Origin of the sequence: Candidatus Pantoea multigeneris (assembly GCF_011752615.1) — a bacterium.
In the GTDB taxonomy this organism is placed as follows: domain Bacteria; phylum Pseudomonadota; class Gammaproteobacteria; order Enterobacterales; family Enterobacteriaceae; genus Pantoea; species Pantoea multigeneris.
The window spans coordinates 144667-158762 of record NZ_VWXF01000003.1 but is presented as its reverse complement, the minus strand read 5'-3'; the positions used below and the strand labels follow the sequence as shown (position 1 = coordinate 158762).

Here is a 14096-nt window from a genome sequence, read left to right as displayed (position 1 = left end):
GGCCCACCCTCGCCTCTGATCAGACGTTCCCGCATTAACAGAGAAAGCCCCCACCCGATGCAAAATCCGGGTGGGGGCAGTAAGAGCGTAGCAGCAAAAAAGCACGGAAAAAGGCCATAAAACGTATGGCCTTTTTAGCAGGGAAAATTAAATAAAATAGAATCCCCGCCATAGCAAGAGCACTATCGTGGTGATATTTAAATAATTAGAGACTATTTAATGCCATATTCATGCAAGCTATCGATGCAGGATTTGGCAATATCGGCAAGATCCCATTCCCAATGGTGCGGGCTTAATAACTCAGGGCACCATCCACCGGTGTAACCCGTTTGCTTAACCGCATCCAGCCAGGCTGGAATATCCACTTCGCCCTGACCGGGCGCGTAATCTCGCTGCACCCACTCATCCCAGGTTTCACCGGGACGCGCGGCACGGCCATCACAGAAGTGAATGCCATAGATAAGATTGACGTCCATCTTTGCCACCTCTTCCGGTCGGGTATTACCTCCCGCATGCAGATGCCAGAAATCGACCACCAATCCAACATTGTCCCGATCAACGGCGGCAATCATATCTAGCCCCTGCTGGAGAGAGTTAAATGCCGTAAAAGCCACCACTTCGATCTGGAATTTGATGCCCAAAGGTTTGCCAATATCGGCGATTTCCCGGATGTTATCGCGCAAAATGGCGTTTCGTTGCGCTTCAGGGAGAGAATCCAGTTCGGTTAGCGCCATAATTTGCACCACCGGACAGTTCAGTTCTGCTGCGGCGTGACAGATGCGTTCCGCTTCTTTTATCAATGCGGCACGCTCTTCAGGCTGATGGCGGCCAATGCGTTTTAGCGCATTGATGCAGGTTATTTCAATGTTGTTTTCAGCCAGCAGCGCCCTGAATTGCGCATAAGATCCGCCGTTTTCCAGGTAGCGGTATAAGTGTTCGGGCAATATTTCTAAGCCATCAAAACCGGCATCACGGGCCAGGCGAACCTGGGTAACGGCATTGCTATACCAGACAGATACACCGTGCAAAGACAACTTCATGCTTTCTCCTTAAGTCAGGCCTTCAGATGAGAGCGCCGTATACGCAATTCTCCCTGTTGCCATGAATGATCATTACTGACTTTCCCATCAACCAGACGGTTGAGTGCCTCATTCATCAGCCGGTCAATACGCTGGCTGACCGTGGTCAGTTGCCAGCATTCCGCCGACGCTTCTTCAATATCATCAAACCCGACGATCCCAGGTTGCCATTCAGGTGCCATCACCCGCTGTGCCGCCATCGCACCTAACGCCAGCACATCATTCTCACAAAACAGCGCGTTGATCCGCTGCTCCATGGGCGTTACCTGCAAATAGTCACGCACCGTTTTCCAGCTCATTTCCCGATCATAACTGCCTGCGGTCAGCGTCACTGCCAGGGAAAACCCGGCCTTTGCCAATCCCGCCTGATAACCTTCCCTGCGCAACGTATGCGACGTTGGCGTGTCTGGCCCTTTCATGTAGCCGAAGCGGGTATATCCCTGTGCCACCAGTAATTCTGCAATCTGTTCACCGGCGCGCATCCCCTCCACGGCAACGGCATCTATCTCGTCGGACGCGGCGCTGCGGCAAACCTGCACCAGTGGAACCCGGTAAATATCTTCAGCCAGATCAATAATCTCCGAGGACAGAATGGTTCCCAGGAACAAAATACCGTCAACCTGCAACTGATCGGCTTGCGCCATAACAGAGGAGTAGTTTGCACCCGCGGAAATATTCAGCAGCAAGGCCATCAGCCCCCGGTCTTGCATCTGCCTTGTGGCCTCATCCAGCATCATCAGGGTATGCGGGTTCTTCATTTCATCAACCACTACCCCAATGATGTTGGACTTTTTCTTACCCAAACTGCGCGCCAGCAGATTGGGGCGATAGCCCAGTTCATGGGCGACTTTTAGCACGCGCTCTCTGGCATGATGAGAAACGGACGCCTCAGGGTCGAAAGCTCTGGAAACCGTCCATTTTGAAACGCCCGCCAGGCGTGCTACGTCACTGGCGGTAATGCGGTGCACTTTCTCTCTCATTTACCCGTCCATGTTCAGTTAATTTCTGATATTGAAAGAGAAAACGTCATGAAAAGAAACCTTCACTGCACCCACTCGCGTGACGCACCTCTCATCGCGTGTACGCCCGGAGTATGCCCCTCAACTGCACCCGAGTGCAATGTGGTTTTTGCACCCGATTGCAAAAATTTTCAGATCTGTGACCGGAACAAAAGTTTCGCTATTTCCACCGTTGACTAATTTATACACACACCAGAAATTGAAGGCTCCCGAGATGTTTAATTACCGATAAAAACGTAGCCGCATATTCATCTCGTTGAATTTGCACCCGAGTGCATAAAAAGTAGATACCCCTACAGGAAAACAAACATGAACAAAATCAAATGGCTTTTGTTAGCAGGTTGCCTGTGTAGTGTTCTTTCTGTGCAGGCGAAAACGTATATGGTCGGCATAGCGCTGGCAAACCTGGACCTCAATTTTGTCTCCATTCTGCGCGGGCAAATGGAACAGCAGCTCAAAGCGAAAGGATTGAAAAGTCAGTTTGCGGATGCCAAAGGCGATGTTTCTCTTCAGATTCAACAGGTTGATGATTTTATCAATCAGGGTGCTGACGCCATTATCATCAACCCGGTAGATACCCAGGGCGTAATGCCGGTCATCAAAGCGGCTGAAAAAGCCAATATTCCCCTTATTTTTGTCAATCGTAAGCCTGAGGTTCCGCTATCAGGAAAAATCGCCTACGTGGGGTCGGATTCAGCACAAAGCGGAAAAATGCAGATCGAAGCGCTGGCAGAAAAAATGCACGACAAGGGAAATATTGCCATCCTGATGGGGGCGTTATCCACCGAAGAAGCCCGGCAGCGCACCAAAGCCGTTGAGGATTTTGTCCGTGCTCATCCGGGGATGAAAGTGGTTCAGAAACAGACGGCTAACTGGCAGCGTAACGAAGCCGTAGATAAAACGCTTTCCTGGTTGCAGGACGGCAACGATATCAATGCCATCGTGGCGAATAATGATGAAATGGCGATTGGTGCCATCATGGCACTGGACCAGCTACAGAAAAAAGGCGTTTTAGTGGCCGGTATCGATGGCACACCTGACGGCCTGCAATTTATCAAAAACGGGAAAATGGCCGTCACGATCTTCCAGGATGCCAAAGGCCAGGCCATCGGTGCGGTGAATGTAGCCAGCGATATGCTGGCAGGCAAAAAAACCGAGGCCTATAACTGGGTGCCGTATCAGACCATCACTCAGGCTAACTACACGCAGTTCAGCGAAAAGAATCAAAAGTAACTCAGGATTTGAAAGCGGGGATGCGTTTATGAAACGGCGTCCCCGCCCGGAAAAATCATCATCAAAATCATATATATGATGATATACACGCAACATCTTCGCTGACGACACCCGCCACAAACAAATTTATAATGATATTTTTTTATCATAACAATGAGGTGAAATAGTTTGATCCACCTCAAAAAATGAAAGTTCCATTATTGATGAATCTGGAATGAAAATTTGATAATGAGGCAACTCAACCCCGTAAGGAAACCTCATGTCCATCCATATTGCGAATGCGCCCTGCAGCTGGGGTGTTGATGACCCGAAAAATCCTTTCCTGCCGCCTTTCAAAAAAGTGCTCTCCGAAGCAGCAGCAGCTGGCTATAAAAGTATTGAATTAGGCCCATGGTTTTATCTGCCAACGGATGCAAATGCACTGCGCCAGGAATTAGAAGCCCATCAGCTTTCCCTGGTGGCGGGAACTATATTTGATGATCTGGTCAGCGAAGCAAATTTCCCGGCCATGGTGGAACTGACGCACAATATTTGCCGCAACCTGGCGAAAGTGCCCACCGCAGAGAAGACCCACGCCGAAAACCGGCCTGCGCCCTATCTGGTCATTATCGATTTTGGTAATCCAGAGCGCGCCAAATATGCTGGTCAATCGGATAAAGCCCCTCGCCTGCCAGACAGTGAATGGCAACGAATGATGCAGCACATCACCACCCTGAGCCAGATCGCCTGGAATGAGTACGGTGTGCGCGCAGTGATCCACCCCCATGCCGGTGGCTGCATTGAGTTTGCGGACGAAATTGAGCAACTGGTGCAAGATATCCCACATGAGGTGGCGGGACTGTGCCTCGATACGGGCCATCTGTATTACTCCGGCATGGATCCGATCCCCGCGCTGAGCCGTTACTGGGATCGCATCGACTATCTGCATTTCAAGGACGTCAACGATGCCGTCTGGCGTGATGTTATCGCCCGGGGCGTGGATTTCTTTTCCGCCTGCGCGGAAGGTGTGATGTGTCCGATTGGCAAAGGGGCGATTGACTACCCCGCCGTCCGTGCTTTCCTGGCCGAACGCAATTACCACGGCTGGATCACCGTCGAGCAGGAGCGTGACCCACGCGATGCCGATACCAGCCTGCGTGATGTCACCGCTAGCCTGCACTATCTCAGATCCGTGGGCTTTTAAATTTTTGTCACCTTTCCGTGCCGCAGGGAGCGGCACGGTTGCGGAATGTTTAGTCGAAGTAGCTGACAGAGAGATCAGAACATTTAATCTTCGCAATGTAACGTTGGTTGGCAGTACGGGACGTAGTGAAGTTTACCGTTGCGAAGGGACCGCTGGTTATTACAGAGTACGGTTCAATGTGAATATCGCTTGCGGTCAGGTGGTATTGCCCAAAACGACGATTATCAGGACGGGTTACATCGGCGATCACTGCTTGCACTGGCTGTTGTGGCGTCAGTGTATGGCATATTTTAGTTTCAGCAGCATCAATCTGAGCCGGAAGAAGGCCAAGACTTCTTTGAACCAAGCCGATGGCAATCGCCCCCACCAGCACGACCGCCGATACGGTGAAAATCCAAATCCATACTTTCATTGCTATCAACTCCCTGATGATTGAAATTCTTTTCCGTCGGAGCAGTTATAGCGCTAAAGGGGAGTTTTTACAACTTAAAGTTCCAAGAAGGGATTAATGAAATTAAAAGCCACCTTGTGGAAGATGACTTTGCCCAAACCATTACAATCAACATTTTACACCCTATCAAACAGTTCCAGTTAACACCAAAAGAAAAGACAAGATAAAAAAAGTAAATTCCTCGCCCGTTATTAAAAAACACTTACGCTAAACACCTCCATAACATCACCAGTTATGATTTATAAATTAGAAAAGACAATTGATTTGTTTTTTTATTCATGCCATATTCATCAGCCAAATCGGAAGTCGTTACATTTAAAACATGGAGGGAAGTATATGTCCGACATAGTCAAAGATTACATATTACCTGGAATAGGTTCTTTAGCTACTATTGGAGCTATCATTTTTTGCTTGTATCTAAGAAGTAAAAGCACAAGCTCATCCGTCATTATCAATAAATTATGGGCATTGTTTGTTGGTGAGAAAGATTATTACAACCCTGTAATTAATGAGTTCGCAAAGCATCAGCATGATGTAGACAAATTCAACTTGTCATTTGATTTCTCATTTAAGGACACCAGTGAAATCGAAAGGTTCTTAAAGTGGGTAAAAATTAACTCTTATCAAATATATTACTTTACTAAACTTGGTGGTTTATTTTTTGAAGATACCACATCGACACACGTTAACTTTAAAATAAAAATCATCAAACGGTACAAATGTGCTATTGTATTAGGACTAACCATTGTATTTTTCTCAGCAAGTTTCCTGCTCATTAACTCTAAGATTTTTGGTTGGATTACATGGCCAAAAACAGGTTTAGAAGCTTACGGTCCGCTAGTCGTTTCTTTTGAGTTTATCGTGGCAGGATGTTTCACCCTCGTTGAATCCATGAGAAACTACAAAGCATATAAAATTAAAAAACTCGTAAAATCTAATCATATAAAAATTGTCTAAGCGTCTCACCACTAGTTTTAAGGACTATCCAATTAGAACTCGTAGTGTATGAACAACCGCCTCACTCTAACGAGGCGGTAATTGCAGAGCAGGCCTCCTTGTAAAACGGCCACAATTAATAAGCCTGCTCATAGCAATTATTCAGGTAATCTACGGAACAAGCCCTAGAAAGGCTTGACCCATCCTATAAACCCGCCAGCTCCGGAATCACTTTCCCGGTGCGCATTTCAAGGAAATCCAGCAGGCGGCGTGGTGTGACGTTGAGGATACGCTCTTCCGGGAAACCGATCTCCTGGGTGATGTTCAGGCAGTGTTCAAAATCCCCCAGCGTAAAGCAGGTGTGGGAATCTGAACCAAATGCCAGCCGTCCACCGGCTTTCGCTACGGCTTCCGCCACCAGGCGGCAGTTTGGTGCACTGCCCGGACGGGAAGTGGTAAAGGAGGAGTTATTCAGTTCCAGTGCGACGTTGAAATGCGCCGCAGCCTCGGCAATCGCTGGGATATCAACTTCGAACTTCGGGTTGCCAGGGTGGCTGATAATATGCACCAGTCCCTGTTCCATGGTGGCGATCATCGCTTCAGTGTGGTGATGTTTATCACGTGGGGCGTAAACCGGCTCGTGGAAACCCGCAACGATCAGATCCAACACCTCTAACATGGGGCCAAAACAGTCGATATCCCCTTGCTGATTCTTGATGTTGGCCTCAATACCTCGCAATACCGCAACACCGTCTATTACCCGAGGCCAGATTTTCATATTAACGAAGTGCCAGTAGTGCGGTGCATCTGCCATATCCGGGCCATGATCGGTGATAGCAAACAGCTGAATACCGGTTTTCTTCGCCTGAGCTACGTAATCATGCAGCGTGCTGTAGGCGTGCGTACTGGCAACCGTGTGCATATGTAAATCGACTGGATACATCCTCTTCTCCTTTAAGGCCGCCCGTGGGCGGCAGAACGATTAATAGCCTCGTTGACGGTCAACCTGTCCGGCGGGCATTTCACCGGCTTCCAGCAGTGTGATCGCATGGGCGTAATAATCCATAGATTCGCCTGGTAAGGTGACAGCAGCATTATGTGGCGTCACCGTGACGCGCGGGTGTCGCCAGAAAGGGTGATCCAGCGCTAATGGCTCAACCTGAAACACATCAAGCGCGGCACCTTTGATCTGTCCACTCTCCAGGGCCGCCAGCAGGTCGTCCTCGACCACATGTGCACCACGCGCCAAATTGAGGAAGAAGGCGCCGTGCGGTAGCTGCGCTAACAGTGACGCATTGATGATATTCACGGTTTGCGGCGTGCTGGGCAGCAGATTGATCAGAACCTGTGTCCCCTGGAGAAAATCGCTCAACGATTCCTGACCGGCAAAGCTGGTCACACCGTCAATCTGCTTCTTGCTGCGGCTCCAGCTACGCAGCGGGAAGCCCCAAGGTTTAAGGCTTTGTGCCACGCTCTGCCCCAATACGCCCGCTCCCAGAATACCCACCGTGAAGGTTTCCCGGCGGTATTCTGGCAACTCTAACCAGCGAGATTCCTGCTGTAACTGACGATAGTCATCAAAGCGACGGAACCAGTTCAGCACCTGACACACCGCATATTCCTGCATCTGAATCGCCATGCCGGTATCTTCCAGACGAAACACCGGAACGGAATCAGGCAACAGATCGGGGTTATCCCTGAGCTGTGCCATAATTTCATCCACACCTGCACCCAGCGCAAAGACACCACGTAAATCATGGCGGCCCGCCAGCATTTCATTAGGCGGCTTACGCACCAGTGCATAATCAGCCGGGCCATTGTCACCCGGTTGCCAGTGGCGAACAGAAACCCCGGGCAGCCGTTCACGCATCCCTTCCAGCCAAACCTCTGCCGACATCGAAGGGTGATACCAGATAATATTCATTGCATTCTCCTGTGTTTCCACCAGCCTCAGACAAAAGTGGCCGGATGGCAAGCAAAAAGCAAAACCTGGCAATCGCGTCTAAAGTTAGTTGGGTGGTCAATGTGTTACAGCAAAAGACCCCAACGACAAGGAGAATCACCGATGATAAGACCGGCCATACCACAACCTTACTCTCGCCGTACCTACGCCCGCACTTGCCTGGCATTATTACTCGCTTCCACCAGTTACCTGGCACAGGCCGCAGACGATCAACATCTGTTGGCCGGTCCGCCTCAGCCACCGGATATCCAGTTGGGTCCACTTTTTAAAGCGGTACAACAGGCGAAACTCTGGGAAGATCAAAAAACCTTCGCCGATGCAGTTCCAAAATCCGATCCCGCTTCCATCGTCGCGGACTGGCAGATGCAGCGGCATCAGCGCAATTTTGATCTCAAACACTTTATTGCTGAAAACTTCATCCTGCCGATCGATCAGGCAAAATATGTCCCACCGGCAGGGGAAACATTGCGTCAGCATATCGATGGTCTGTGGCCAGTGCTGACACGCACGGCAAAAACCCAGAATCAGTATGATTCCCTGCTGCCGATCCCCAAACAGTATGTCGTGCCTGGTGGGCGTTTCCGTGAGGTCTACTACTGGGACAGCTATTTCACCCTGCTGGGGCTGGCAGAAAGCGGCCACTGGGATCGGGTACAGGATATGGTAGATAACTTTGCCTGGGAGATTGACCACTATGGCCATATTCCGAACGGCAACCGTAGCTACTATCTCAGCCGATCCCAGCCGCCGTTTTTCAGCCTGATGGTTGATCTGCTGGCACAGCACAACGGTGACAAGGTCTATCAACATTACCTGCCACAGCTGCAGAAAGAGTATGACTACTGGATGGCGGGCAGCGATAACGTAGCGGCCGGACAAGCCAGCAAACGCGTAATCAAACTCACCGATGGCAGCCTGCTTAATCGCTACTGGGACGATCGCGACACGCCGCGTACAGAATCCTGGCTGGCGGATGAAGAGACGGCTAAGCAGTCACCGCAGCGTAATCAGGCAGAACTGTGGCGTGATCTGCGTGCAGGGGCCGCTTCTGGCTGGGACTTTAGTTCGCGCTGGTTTAGCGATCCACAACAGTTAGGGTCAATCCGTACCACGCAGTTAGCGCCGGTTGACCTCAATAGCCTGCTGTATCATCTGGAAGTGACGCTGGCGAAGAGCTACCAGTTACAGCAGCAGGCAGCGCAGGCGAAGCACTACCAACAGCACGCCGAGCAGCGTAAAACCGCCATCAACCACTATTTATGGGATGAACGCCAGGGCTGGTATGTCGATTACGACTGGAAAACCGGCAAGGTTCATCAGCAGCTCACGGCAGCCACCCTGTTCCCGCTCTATATGCAACTGGCGACAGATAAACAGGCCGACCGTACCGCCTCCGCGGTGGAGAAACAGCTGCTGAAACCTGGCGGACTGGTCACCACCACCGTCAACAATGGGCAACAGTGGGATGCACCCAACGGTTGGGCACCGTTACAGTGGGTGGCCGTTGAAGGGCTGAATCACTACCATCACGCCGATCTGGCGCGCAAAATTGGCCTTAACTTCCTGAATAATGTGCAGACCACCTATAACCAACAGCACAAGCTGGTGGAGAAATATGTGGTGGAAGGGCCACAGTTGGGCGGCGGTGGCGGCGGGGAATATCCGTTGCAGGATGGTTTCGGCTGGACCAACGGCGTCACGCTGATGCTGCTGGATAAATATTGCCCAAAAGACAAAACCTGTAGTAATGCCGGTGACATTCCTGTCACTGCGACACAGCAATAAAAAAAGGCGCACCGCAGTGCGCCCTCTTTATTCAATATCGCTATTTTCGTACGGCGCGATAGATCCACAGCACCACGATTGCGCCAATCACCGCAACCACAAAGCTGCCGAAATTAAAGCCGTCAACTTTTCCGAAGCCAAAGAAAGTACTGATCCAGCCACCGACTACCGCACCGATAATACCTAAAATCACGGTGATGATGAAACCGCCACCATCTTTACCAGGCATGATCCATTTGGCGAGAATACCGGCGATCAAACCAAAAATGATCCATGAAATAATTCCCATCGCTAACTCCTTAACCCATCATAAAAATAGTGACCACCCGGCTGGGAGACTATAAAACAGCCCCTCTACTTCAGTGGTGAAAGCCTGATTAATCAAGCTGTTCCGGTATCAAGTATAGCGGGCCTGCGCAATCCTGCCTGGCGCAAACAGGAATTACTAAAGATTTTTTTTTGCTTTCCGATAACGGCTGAAGAGCGCGAGAGCGCTGCATAACCGAACTGGAGCCGGACGTGACAAAAAGCGACAAAGAACAATATATAAAACGTGGCACGCTGGCAGTGCTTAACTGCATGCGCGAGCTGTTGACCAGCCGTGCGCCCTTAATGGTGAGCTACTCCTCCGGACAGTTTATCAGTCGGATGCTGAGCGCTGACGATCACTTTCTCTATTTTGATCTGGGCAGTGATGCGCAGGAAAATACGCTGGCACAACAGAGCTCGCAATTGAACATCTCTGCGGAAACGTCTGGGGCGAAAATAGAATTTTGTCTCCCGTCCATCACGATTGACACGCACGATGGCCTGCCTGCTTTTCGCGCTGCCCTGCCCGACCTTATCTGGCAAATTCAACGCCGGGAGTTTTTCCGCGTCACTGCACCGCTGGAACCCACCTTTTGGTGCACCAGCCAATGGCCTGACGGCAGCAAAGCGCGTTTTCGTTTGCAGGATCTCTCATTGGGAGGGATTGGCGCACTGTTGGATGATCCCCTGCCGGAAGGCGTCAGCGCGGGCGATATGTTCCCATCGCTGGAGGTGGAACTGGGGGAGTACGGTAAATTTTCCGTCGCGGCACAGCTGTTACACATTGGTGAGCGGACGATCATCACCAGTAAAAATGAGACGCGGATAACGCCGCGACTCAGTTTCCGCTTCACCACCATCGCGCCAGCGCAGGCACGAGAACTTCAGCAGGTGATTTTTGCGCTGGAGCGACTCGCCCGGGATAAGGCTAATCGCTTCCAGTGACATCAGATAGTGCGATACGCCGTGGTGACTTTCCATAAGTAGCGTGGTGCCTGAGCCGCTGGATGGCGTGTCTGCACGTAGTGATAGAACTGTTCTGGCGTCAGCGCATTGATTTTGGCAATCGCCTCACTGCGATCGCGTGAGAAGGTACGCAGCAGCGCGCCTGCCCCGTTGGCATAGGAGACAATGGTGGCATAACGCAAGGTCAATGGATTTTCGATACCGGCCAGCGCGCGATCTTGCAAGATTTTGATATAAGCCGCGCCAATATCAATGTTGCGCGCCGGATCGCGAAGATCGGCGGTGGTGGGCTGTCCACGACGTCCCTGGGAGTGATAAACCGCTCGACCGGCGGTAGAGGCCTTGATTTGCATCAATCCCACCGCGTGAGAACGGCTGATGGCATCTGGGTTACCCCCTGACTCGACACTAATAATGGCACTGAGAAGACGTTCATCGATGCCATAATGAGTGGCGGCAGTCGCAGTAAACAATGACCATTCGCCCTGAATCTGTGTTGGTGCTGCCTGGGTTAGAGGCGTGTACTGCTGTTTTACTACCGTATGAGGTGCCTGACTGGCGCAACCTGTTAAAAACAGCGCCGAGAGCACAAATAACCGGATCTTCACTGATTGAAAATTCCATAATAGAGTTGGCTTCGCCTATATTACCTGGCCAGCACGTTAACAAAATTACCGTTTGTCCTAAAAAGCATAAATCAGCGGGATTAATGACATTCGCGCTTGAATTCGTCATCATCATAAAATTCTGATACTTGCTGTCACAGGGATCATACCATGACCGCCTCTCGCCGTATTCGCCTTATCGCCCCTTCGGGCTACTGTGTTAATCAAGCTGCCGCGCAGCGGGCTATCGCCCGCCTGAGCGAAGCCGGCCACCAGGTTGAGAACCCGCAGGCTGTCACCCGCCGTTTTCAGCGCTTCGCCGGAGATGACCAGCAACGGTTAGACGAGATAAACCAACTGGCAGAACTGGAGTCATTGCCAGATATCGTGATGGCCGTGCGCGGAGGCTATGGCGTGGGTCGTCTGCTGGAATCCATTGATTATCCGGCGTTACAACGCCGCCTACAGCACCAACCGCTGGCATTGTGCGGTCACAGCGATTTCACCGCCCTGCAGCTGGCACTGCTAGCCGAGTGTGGCTTAATCAGCTTCAGCTCACCGATGCTGGCAGGCAATTTTGGTGCAGAAATCCCCTCTTCCTTTACGGAACAGCACTTCTGGCAGGCCTTAACCTCTGAGACTTACACCCTTAACTGGCAAACGCTCACCCCCGATCAGGGCACATGGCAGGGGCAACTTTGGGGGGGCAATCTTGCCATGATCTGCTCGTTAATCGGCACACGCTGGATGCCCCAGATTGAGAACGGGATTTTAGCGATCGAGGATATCAACGAGCACCCGTTCCGGGTGGAAAGGATGCTGAATCAGCTACAGCAGTGTGGCATTCTTGCCCGCCAACAGGCGATCATTACCGGTAGCTTCAGTAAAAGCACGGTGTCAGATTACGATCAGGGCTTTGATCTGGATAGCGTCTGGCAGCGACTGCGTGAGCAGTATGGCCTGGTGGTGGTCAGCGATCTGGCCTATGGCCATGAAGCCGATACGGTCACTTTGCCATTAGGGGCACAAGCACAGCTCAATGTCAGCGAGGGCAATGCCCAGCTCGTCATCAGCGGGCATCCGGTACTGCGTCGCTAAGCGGTGTGCAGCAGGCAAAAAGGGGGGATGACAAACCCGAGTAACAATGACCAACGTTGGTACTCTACGGAAAACGTCGGCCCTGCTTTTGGTCATCAAACGTTATCTTTCTGTCTCGGTGCCCGGTTGCTCGTCAGCCGCCACTTCCGCTGCCACCACCATCAGCGCCAGCTCGGCATCTTCACGGCTAAATGCGCTCATGGTTTGACGCAACGCGGCAACACAAGAAATAACTTGCTGTTTTTGTTGATCTTCTAACTGAGAGACACTGTGGCGGATAATCATCAAACTGGCATCTTCTTCTCGCATCTTACGACTCCTGTTCGGTTTTCCCGGTGCGTGACAATGGCAAGGGTACCCTTTCTGCGCAATCAATGTCATCCAGTAACCGTGCTAATGCTTAACAATTAACCCAGCCAGAGATTACCAGAGCGTGGGGAATACCACAGCAGCAGGTTGCGCATGTGATAAACTCAGAATTATGCCATTAGTGATGGAATCAGGCAGGTAAAGGAAATGCGGCGACTTATTTTACTCAGTATGGCTTTGATTATTGCGGGCTGTTCATCCACGCCGCACGGGGTAGACTGCCCCGGAGAGGTAGCAACCATCAGCGGGCAACCGATGGGCAAAACCCAGGGACATATTTTTGACCTTGTCACCTCATTCAGCGTGAGTAAAGGTGGCGTGGTGGTAGACAGCGGCAGACTGCACTCCCTCGATCGCTTTCAGTATGTTCCTTCTGCGGTCACGAGCGAGGGATACTACGCTCAACGGCTTTCCGATCACCAGTTCCGCCTGATTAATCCGTGGCAGGACACGATGATCACCTGGAATTGCCCGGCCAGCTAACATATCTAGGGTTTGACCAGCCTGATGGCATGCTCCAGCAGCCGCTGTTCGTCTCTTTCACTGTGCGCTCGCTCATGGCGAGCGCGTTGCAGGACGTCTGTCAGTGCCAGTCGGCGAGTGTCACGCCCGCTTTCAGCCAGGACAATCACAGCATCACCAATGACGCGGCACACTTCGTCATAGTCTTCTTCATTGAGTACATCACGTTTCATGCTTCCCCCCTCTTTCGGCGCGGTTCAATAGGTAAACCTAGTCACGCCCTGGCCATCCTGCAAGCGTAGCGTCTGCCCGGCAAAACTGAATGCGTTTGCTATGCTTTATCTGAACGCAAACCATGGAGAACATTATGTCCGGGAAAACGAAAGACACGCTGGAAGAATTTGCCGGTGCTGCTGAACAGCAGTGGGGAGAGGTGACTGACTCACCGCGCCATCAGGTACGCGGTGCCGCCCGTCGCTACTCACACCGGGCCAGCCATGCTGCCAAAGATGCCGCCGATTGCCTGCAACAACAGGTGAAAGAGAACCCAACGGCGGGGCTTGCCATTGCGGCAGGTGTGGGTCTGTTGGTAGGCTTTTTATTGGGCCGTCGCTAGTTATTAATTGGCAGGAAACTGT

17 protein-coding genes are annotated in these 14096 nt (G+C 51.4%); 8 read left to right on the top strand and 9 right to left on the bottom strand.

The genetic code is table 11. The annotated features are described in order from the left end of the window. Nucleotides 1-212: 212 nt before the first annotated feature. Entirely contained in the window at nt 213-1040 is an 828-nt protein-coding gene (locus F3J40_RS09595; protein WP_167014092.1) for a sugar phosphate isomerase/epimerase family protein, read from the bottom strand. A gap of 14 nt (nt 1041-1054) precedes the next feature. After that, nucleotides 1055-2059, bottom strand: coding sequence for a LacI family DNA-binding transcriptional regulator (locus tag F3J40_RS09590; protein ID WP_167014090.1), 1005 nt, complete (start codon nt 2057-2059; stop codon nt 1055-1057). A 348-nt stretch (nt 2060-2407) separates the two neighbouring features. On the opposite strand from F3J40_RS09590, the gene F3J40_RS09585 reads away from it, so the two are divergent. Further along, a complete protein-coding gene (locus F3J40_RS09585) occupies nt 2408-3331 on the top strand; it encodes a substrate-binding domain-containing protein (protein WP_167014088.1) in 924 nt (307 codons plus the stop codon). A gap of 259 nt (nt 3332-3590) precedes the next feature. Continuing rightward, nucleotides 3591-4514 (top strand): TIM barrel protein, encoded by a 924-nt coding sequence (locus tag F3J40_RS09580; protein ID WP_167014086.1) that lies wholly within the window; start codon nt 3591-3593, stop codon nt 4512-4514. Between the two features lie 49 nt (nt 4515-4563). On the opposite strand, the gene F3J40_RS09575 is transcribed toward F3J40_RS09580, so the two are convergent. Next, the gene (locus F3J40_RS09575) at nt 4564-4926 is read right to left on the bottom strand and encodes a hypothetical protein (protein WP_167014084.1); all 363 of its coding nucleotides are present in this window, start codon (nt 4924-4926) and stop codon (nt 4564-4566) included. A 375-nt stretch (nt 4927-5301) separates the two neighbouring features. Between F3J40_RS09575 and F3J40_RS09570 the strand changes: the two genes are divergently transcribed. After that, nucleotides 5302-5922, top strand: a complete 621-nt coding sequence (locus F3J40_RS09570; RefSeq protein WP_167014082.1) for a DUF6216 family protein — start codon at nt 5302-5304, stop codon at nt 5920-5922. Between the two features lie 184 nt (nt 5923-6106). On the opposite strand, the gene F3J40_RS09565 is transcribed toward F3J40_RS09570, so the two are convergent. Both F3J40_RS09565 and ghrA read right to left on the bottom strand, forming a co-directional pair. After that, nucleotides 6107-6844: a phosphatase gene (locus F3J40_RS09565; protein ID WP_167014080.1), complete on the bottom strand. Its 738-nt coding sequence runs from the start codon at nt 6842-6844 to the stop codon at nt 6107-6109. Nucleotides 6845-6883: 39 nt separating this feature from the next. Continuing rightward, a complete protein-coding gene (gene ghrA / locus F3J40_RS09560) occupies nt 6884-7825 on the bottom strand; it encodes a glyoxylate/hydroxypyruvate reductase GhrA (protein WP_167014078.1) in 942 nt (313 codons plus the stop codon). Nucleotides 7826-7966: 141 nt separating this feature from the next. Here ghrA and treA point away from each other — a divergent pair, with 141 nt between their 5' ends. Beyond that, complete coding sequence (gene treA / locus F3J40_RS09555) at nt 7967-9649, top strand: alpha,alpha-trehalase TreA (protein ID WP_167014076.1); 1683 nt, start codon at nt 7967-7969, stop codon at nt 9647-9649. 40 nt (nt 9650-9689) lie between these two features. Here treA and F3J40_RS09550 read toward each other — a convergent pair whose 3' ends face one another. After that, the gene (locus tag F3J40_RS09550; RefSeq protein WP_167014074.1) at nt 9690-9938 is read right to left on the bottom strand and encodes a GlsB/YeaQ/YmgE family stress response membrane protein; all 249 of its coding nucleotides are present in this window, start codon (nt 9936-9938) and stop codon (nt 9690-9692) included. A gap of 230 nt (nt 9939-10168) precedes the next feature. Between F3J40_RS09550 and F3J40_RS09545 the strand changes: the two genes are divergently transcribed. Then, nucleotides 10169-10903 carry a flagellar brake protein gene (locus F3J40_RS09545; protein WP_167014072.1) on the top strand — a complete coding sequence of 245 codons (735 nt, stop codon included), beginning with the start codon at nt 10169-10171 and terminating at the stop codon, nt 10901-10903. A gap of 2 nt (nt 10904-10905) precedes the next feature. Here the strand turns inward: F3J40_RS09545 and F3J40_RS09540 are convergent, their stop codons facing one another. Further along, nucleotides 10906-11532: a transglycosylase SLT domain-containing protein gene (locus tag F3J40_RS09540; RefSeq protein ID WP_167014070.1), complete on the bottom strand. Its 627-nt coding sequence runs from the start codon at nt 11530-11532 to the stop codon at nt 10906-10908. A 168-nt stretch (nt 11533-11700) separates the two neighbouring features. Between F3J40_RS09540 and ldcA the strand changes: the two genes are divergently transcribed. Then, nucleotides 11701-12627 (top strand): muramoyltetrapeptide carboxypeptidase, encoded by a 927-nt coding sequence (ldcA, locus tag F3J40_RS09535; RefSeq protein WP_167014068.1) that lies wholly within the window; start codon nt 11701-11703, stop codon nt 12625-12627. Nucleotides 12628-12729: 102 nt separating this feature from the next. Here the strand turns inward: ldcA and F3J40_RS09530 are convergent, their stop codons facing one another. Continuing rightward, the gene (locus tag F3J40_RS09530) at nt 12730-12936 is read right to left on the bottom strand and encodes a hypothetical protein (RefSeq protein WP_167014066.1); all 207 of its coding nucleotides are present in this window, start codon (nt 12934-12936) and stop codon (nt 12730-12732) included. 207 nt (nt 12937-13143) lie between these two features. On the opposite strand from F3J40_RS09530, the gene F3J40_RS09525 reads away from it, so the two are divergent. Continuing rightward, nucleotides 13144-13479: a hypothetical protein gene (locus F3J40_RS09525; RefSeq protein ID WP_026042440.1), complete on the top strand. Its 336-nt coding sequence runs from the start codon at nt 13144-13146 to the stop codon at nt 13477-13479. A 5-nt stretch (nt 13480-13484) separates the two neighbouring features. Here F3J40_RS09525 and F3J40_RS09520 read toward each other — a convergent pair whose 3' ends face one another. Then, on the bottom strand, nt 13485-13691 hold the full coding sequence (locus F3J40_RS09520) for a DUF2767 family protein (RefSeq protein WP_017346372.1): 207 nt from the start codon (nt 13689-13691) through the stop codon (nt 13485-13487). Nucleotides 13692-13825: 134 nt separating this feature from the next. On the opposite strand from F3J40_RS09520, the gene F3J40_RS09515 reads away from it, so the two are divergent. Continuing rightward, a complete protein-coding gene (locus F3J40_RS09515; protein ID WP_167014064.1) occupies nt 13826-14074 on the top strand; it encodes an ElaB/YgaM/YqjD family protein in 249 nt (82 codons plus the stop codon). Nucleotides 14075-14096 lie beyond the last annotated feature (22 nt).

What these genes read in the sequence shown, in the direction of transcription:
- F3J40_RS09595 (WP_167014092.1), bottom strand. Translation starts at nt 1,040, where the DNA reads ATGAAGTTGTCTTTGCACGGTGTATCTGTCTGGTATAGCAATGCCGTT.
- F3J40_RS09590 (WP_167014090.1), bottom strand. Translation starts at nt 2,059, where the DNA reads ATGAGAGAGAAAGTGCACCGCATTACCGCCAGTGACGTAGCACGCCTG.
- F3J40_RS09585 (WP_167014088.1), top strand. Translation starts at nt 2,408, where the DNA reads ATGAACAAAATCAAATGGCTTTTGTTAGCAGGTTGCCTGTGTAGTGTT.
- F3J40_RS09580 (WP_167014086.1), top strand. Translation starts at nt 3,591, where the DNA reads ATGTCCATCCATATTGCGAATGCGCCCTGCAGCTGGGGTGTTGATGAC.
- F3J40_RS09575 (WP_167014084.1), bottom strand. Translation starts at nt 4,926, where the DNA reads ATGAAAGTATGGATTTGGATTTTCACCGTATCGGCGGTCGTGCTGGTG.
- F3J40_RS09570 (WP_167014082.1), top strand. Translation starts at nt 5,302, where the DNA reads ATGTCCGACATAGTCAAAGATTACATATTACCTGGAATAGGTTCTTTA.
- F3J40_RS09565 (WP_167014080.1), bottom strand. Translation starts at nt 6,844, where the DNA reads ATGTATCCAGTCGATTTACATATGCACACGGTTGCCAGTACGCACGCC.
- ghrA (WP_167014078.1), bottom strand. Translation starts at nt 7,825, where the DNA reads ATGAATATTATCTGGTATCACCCTTCGATGTCGGCAGAGGTTTGGCTG.
- treA (WP_167014076.1), top strand. Translation starts at nt 7,967, where the DNA reads ATGATAAGACCGGCCATACCACAACCTTACTCTCGCCGTACCTACGCC.
- F3J40_RS09550 (WP_167014074.1), bottom strand. Translation starts at nt 9,938, where the DNA reads ATGGGAATTATTTCATGGATCATTTTTGGTTTGATCGCCGGTATTCTC.
- ldcA (WP_167014068.1), top strand. Translation starts at nt 11,701, where the DNA reads ATGACCGCCTCTCGCCGTATTCGCCTTATCGCCCCTTCGGGCTACTGT.
- F3J40_RS09530 (WP_167014066.1), bottom strand. Translation starts at nt 12,936, where the DNA reads ATGCGAGAAGAAGATGCCAGTTTGATGATTATCCGCCACAGTGTCTCT.
- F3J40_RS09525 (WP_026042440.1), top strand. Translation starts at nt 13,144, where the DNA reads ATGCGGCGACTTATTTTACTCAGTATGGCTTTGATTATTGCGGGCTGT.
- F3J40_RS09520 (WP_017346372.1), bottom strand. Translation starts at nt 13,691, where the DNA reads ATGAAACGTGATGTACTCAATGAAGAAGACTATGACGAAGTGTGCCGC.
- F3J40_RS09515 (WP_167014064.1), top strand. Translation starts at nt 13,826, where the DNA reads ATGTCCGGGAAAACGAAAGACACGCTGGAAGAATTTGCCGGTGCTGCT.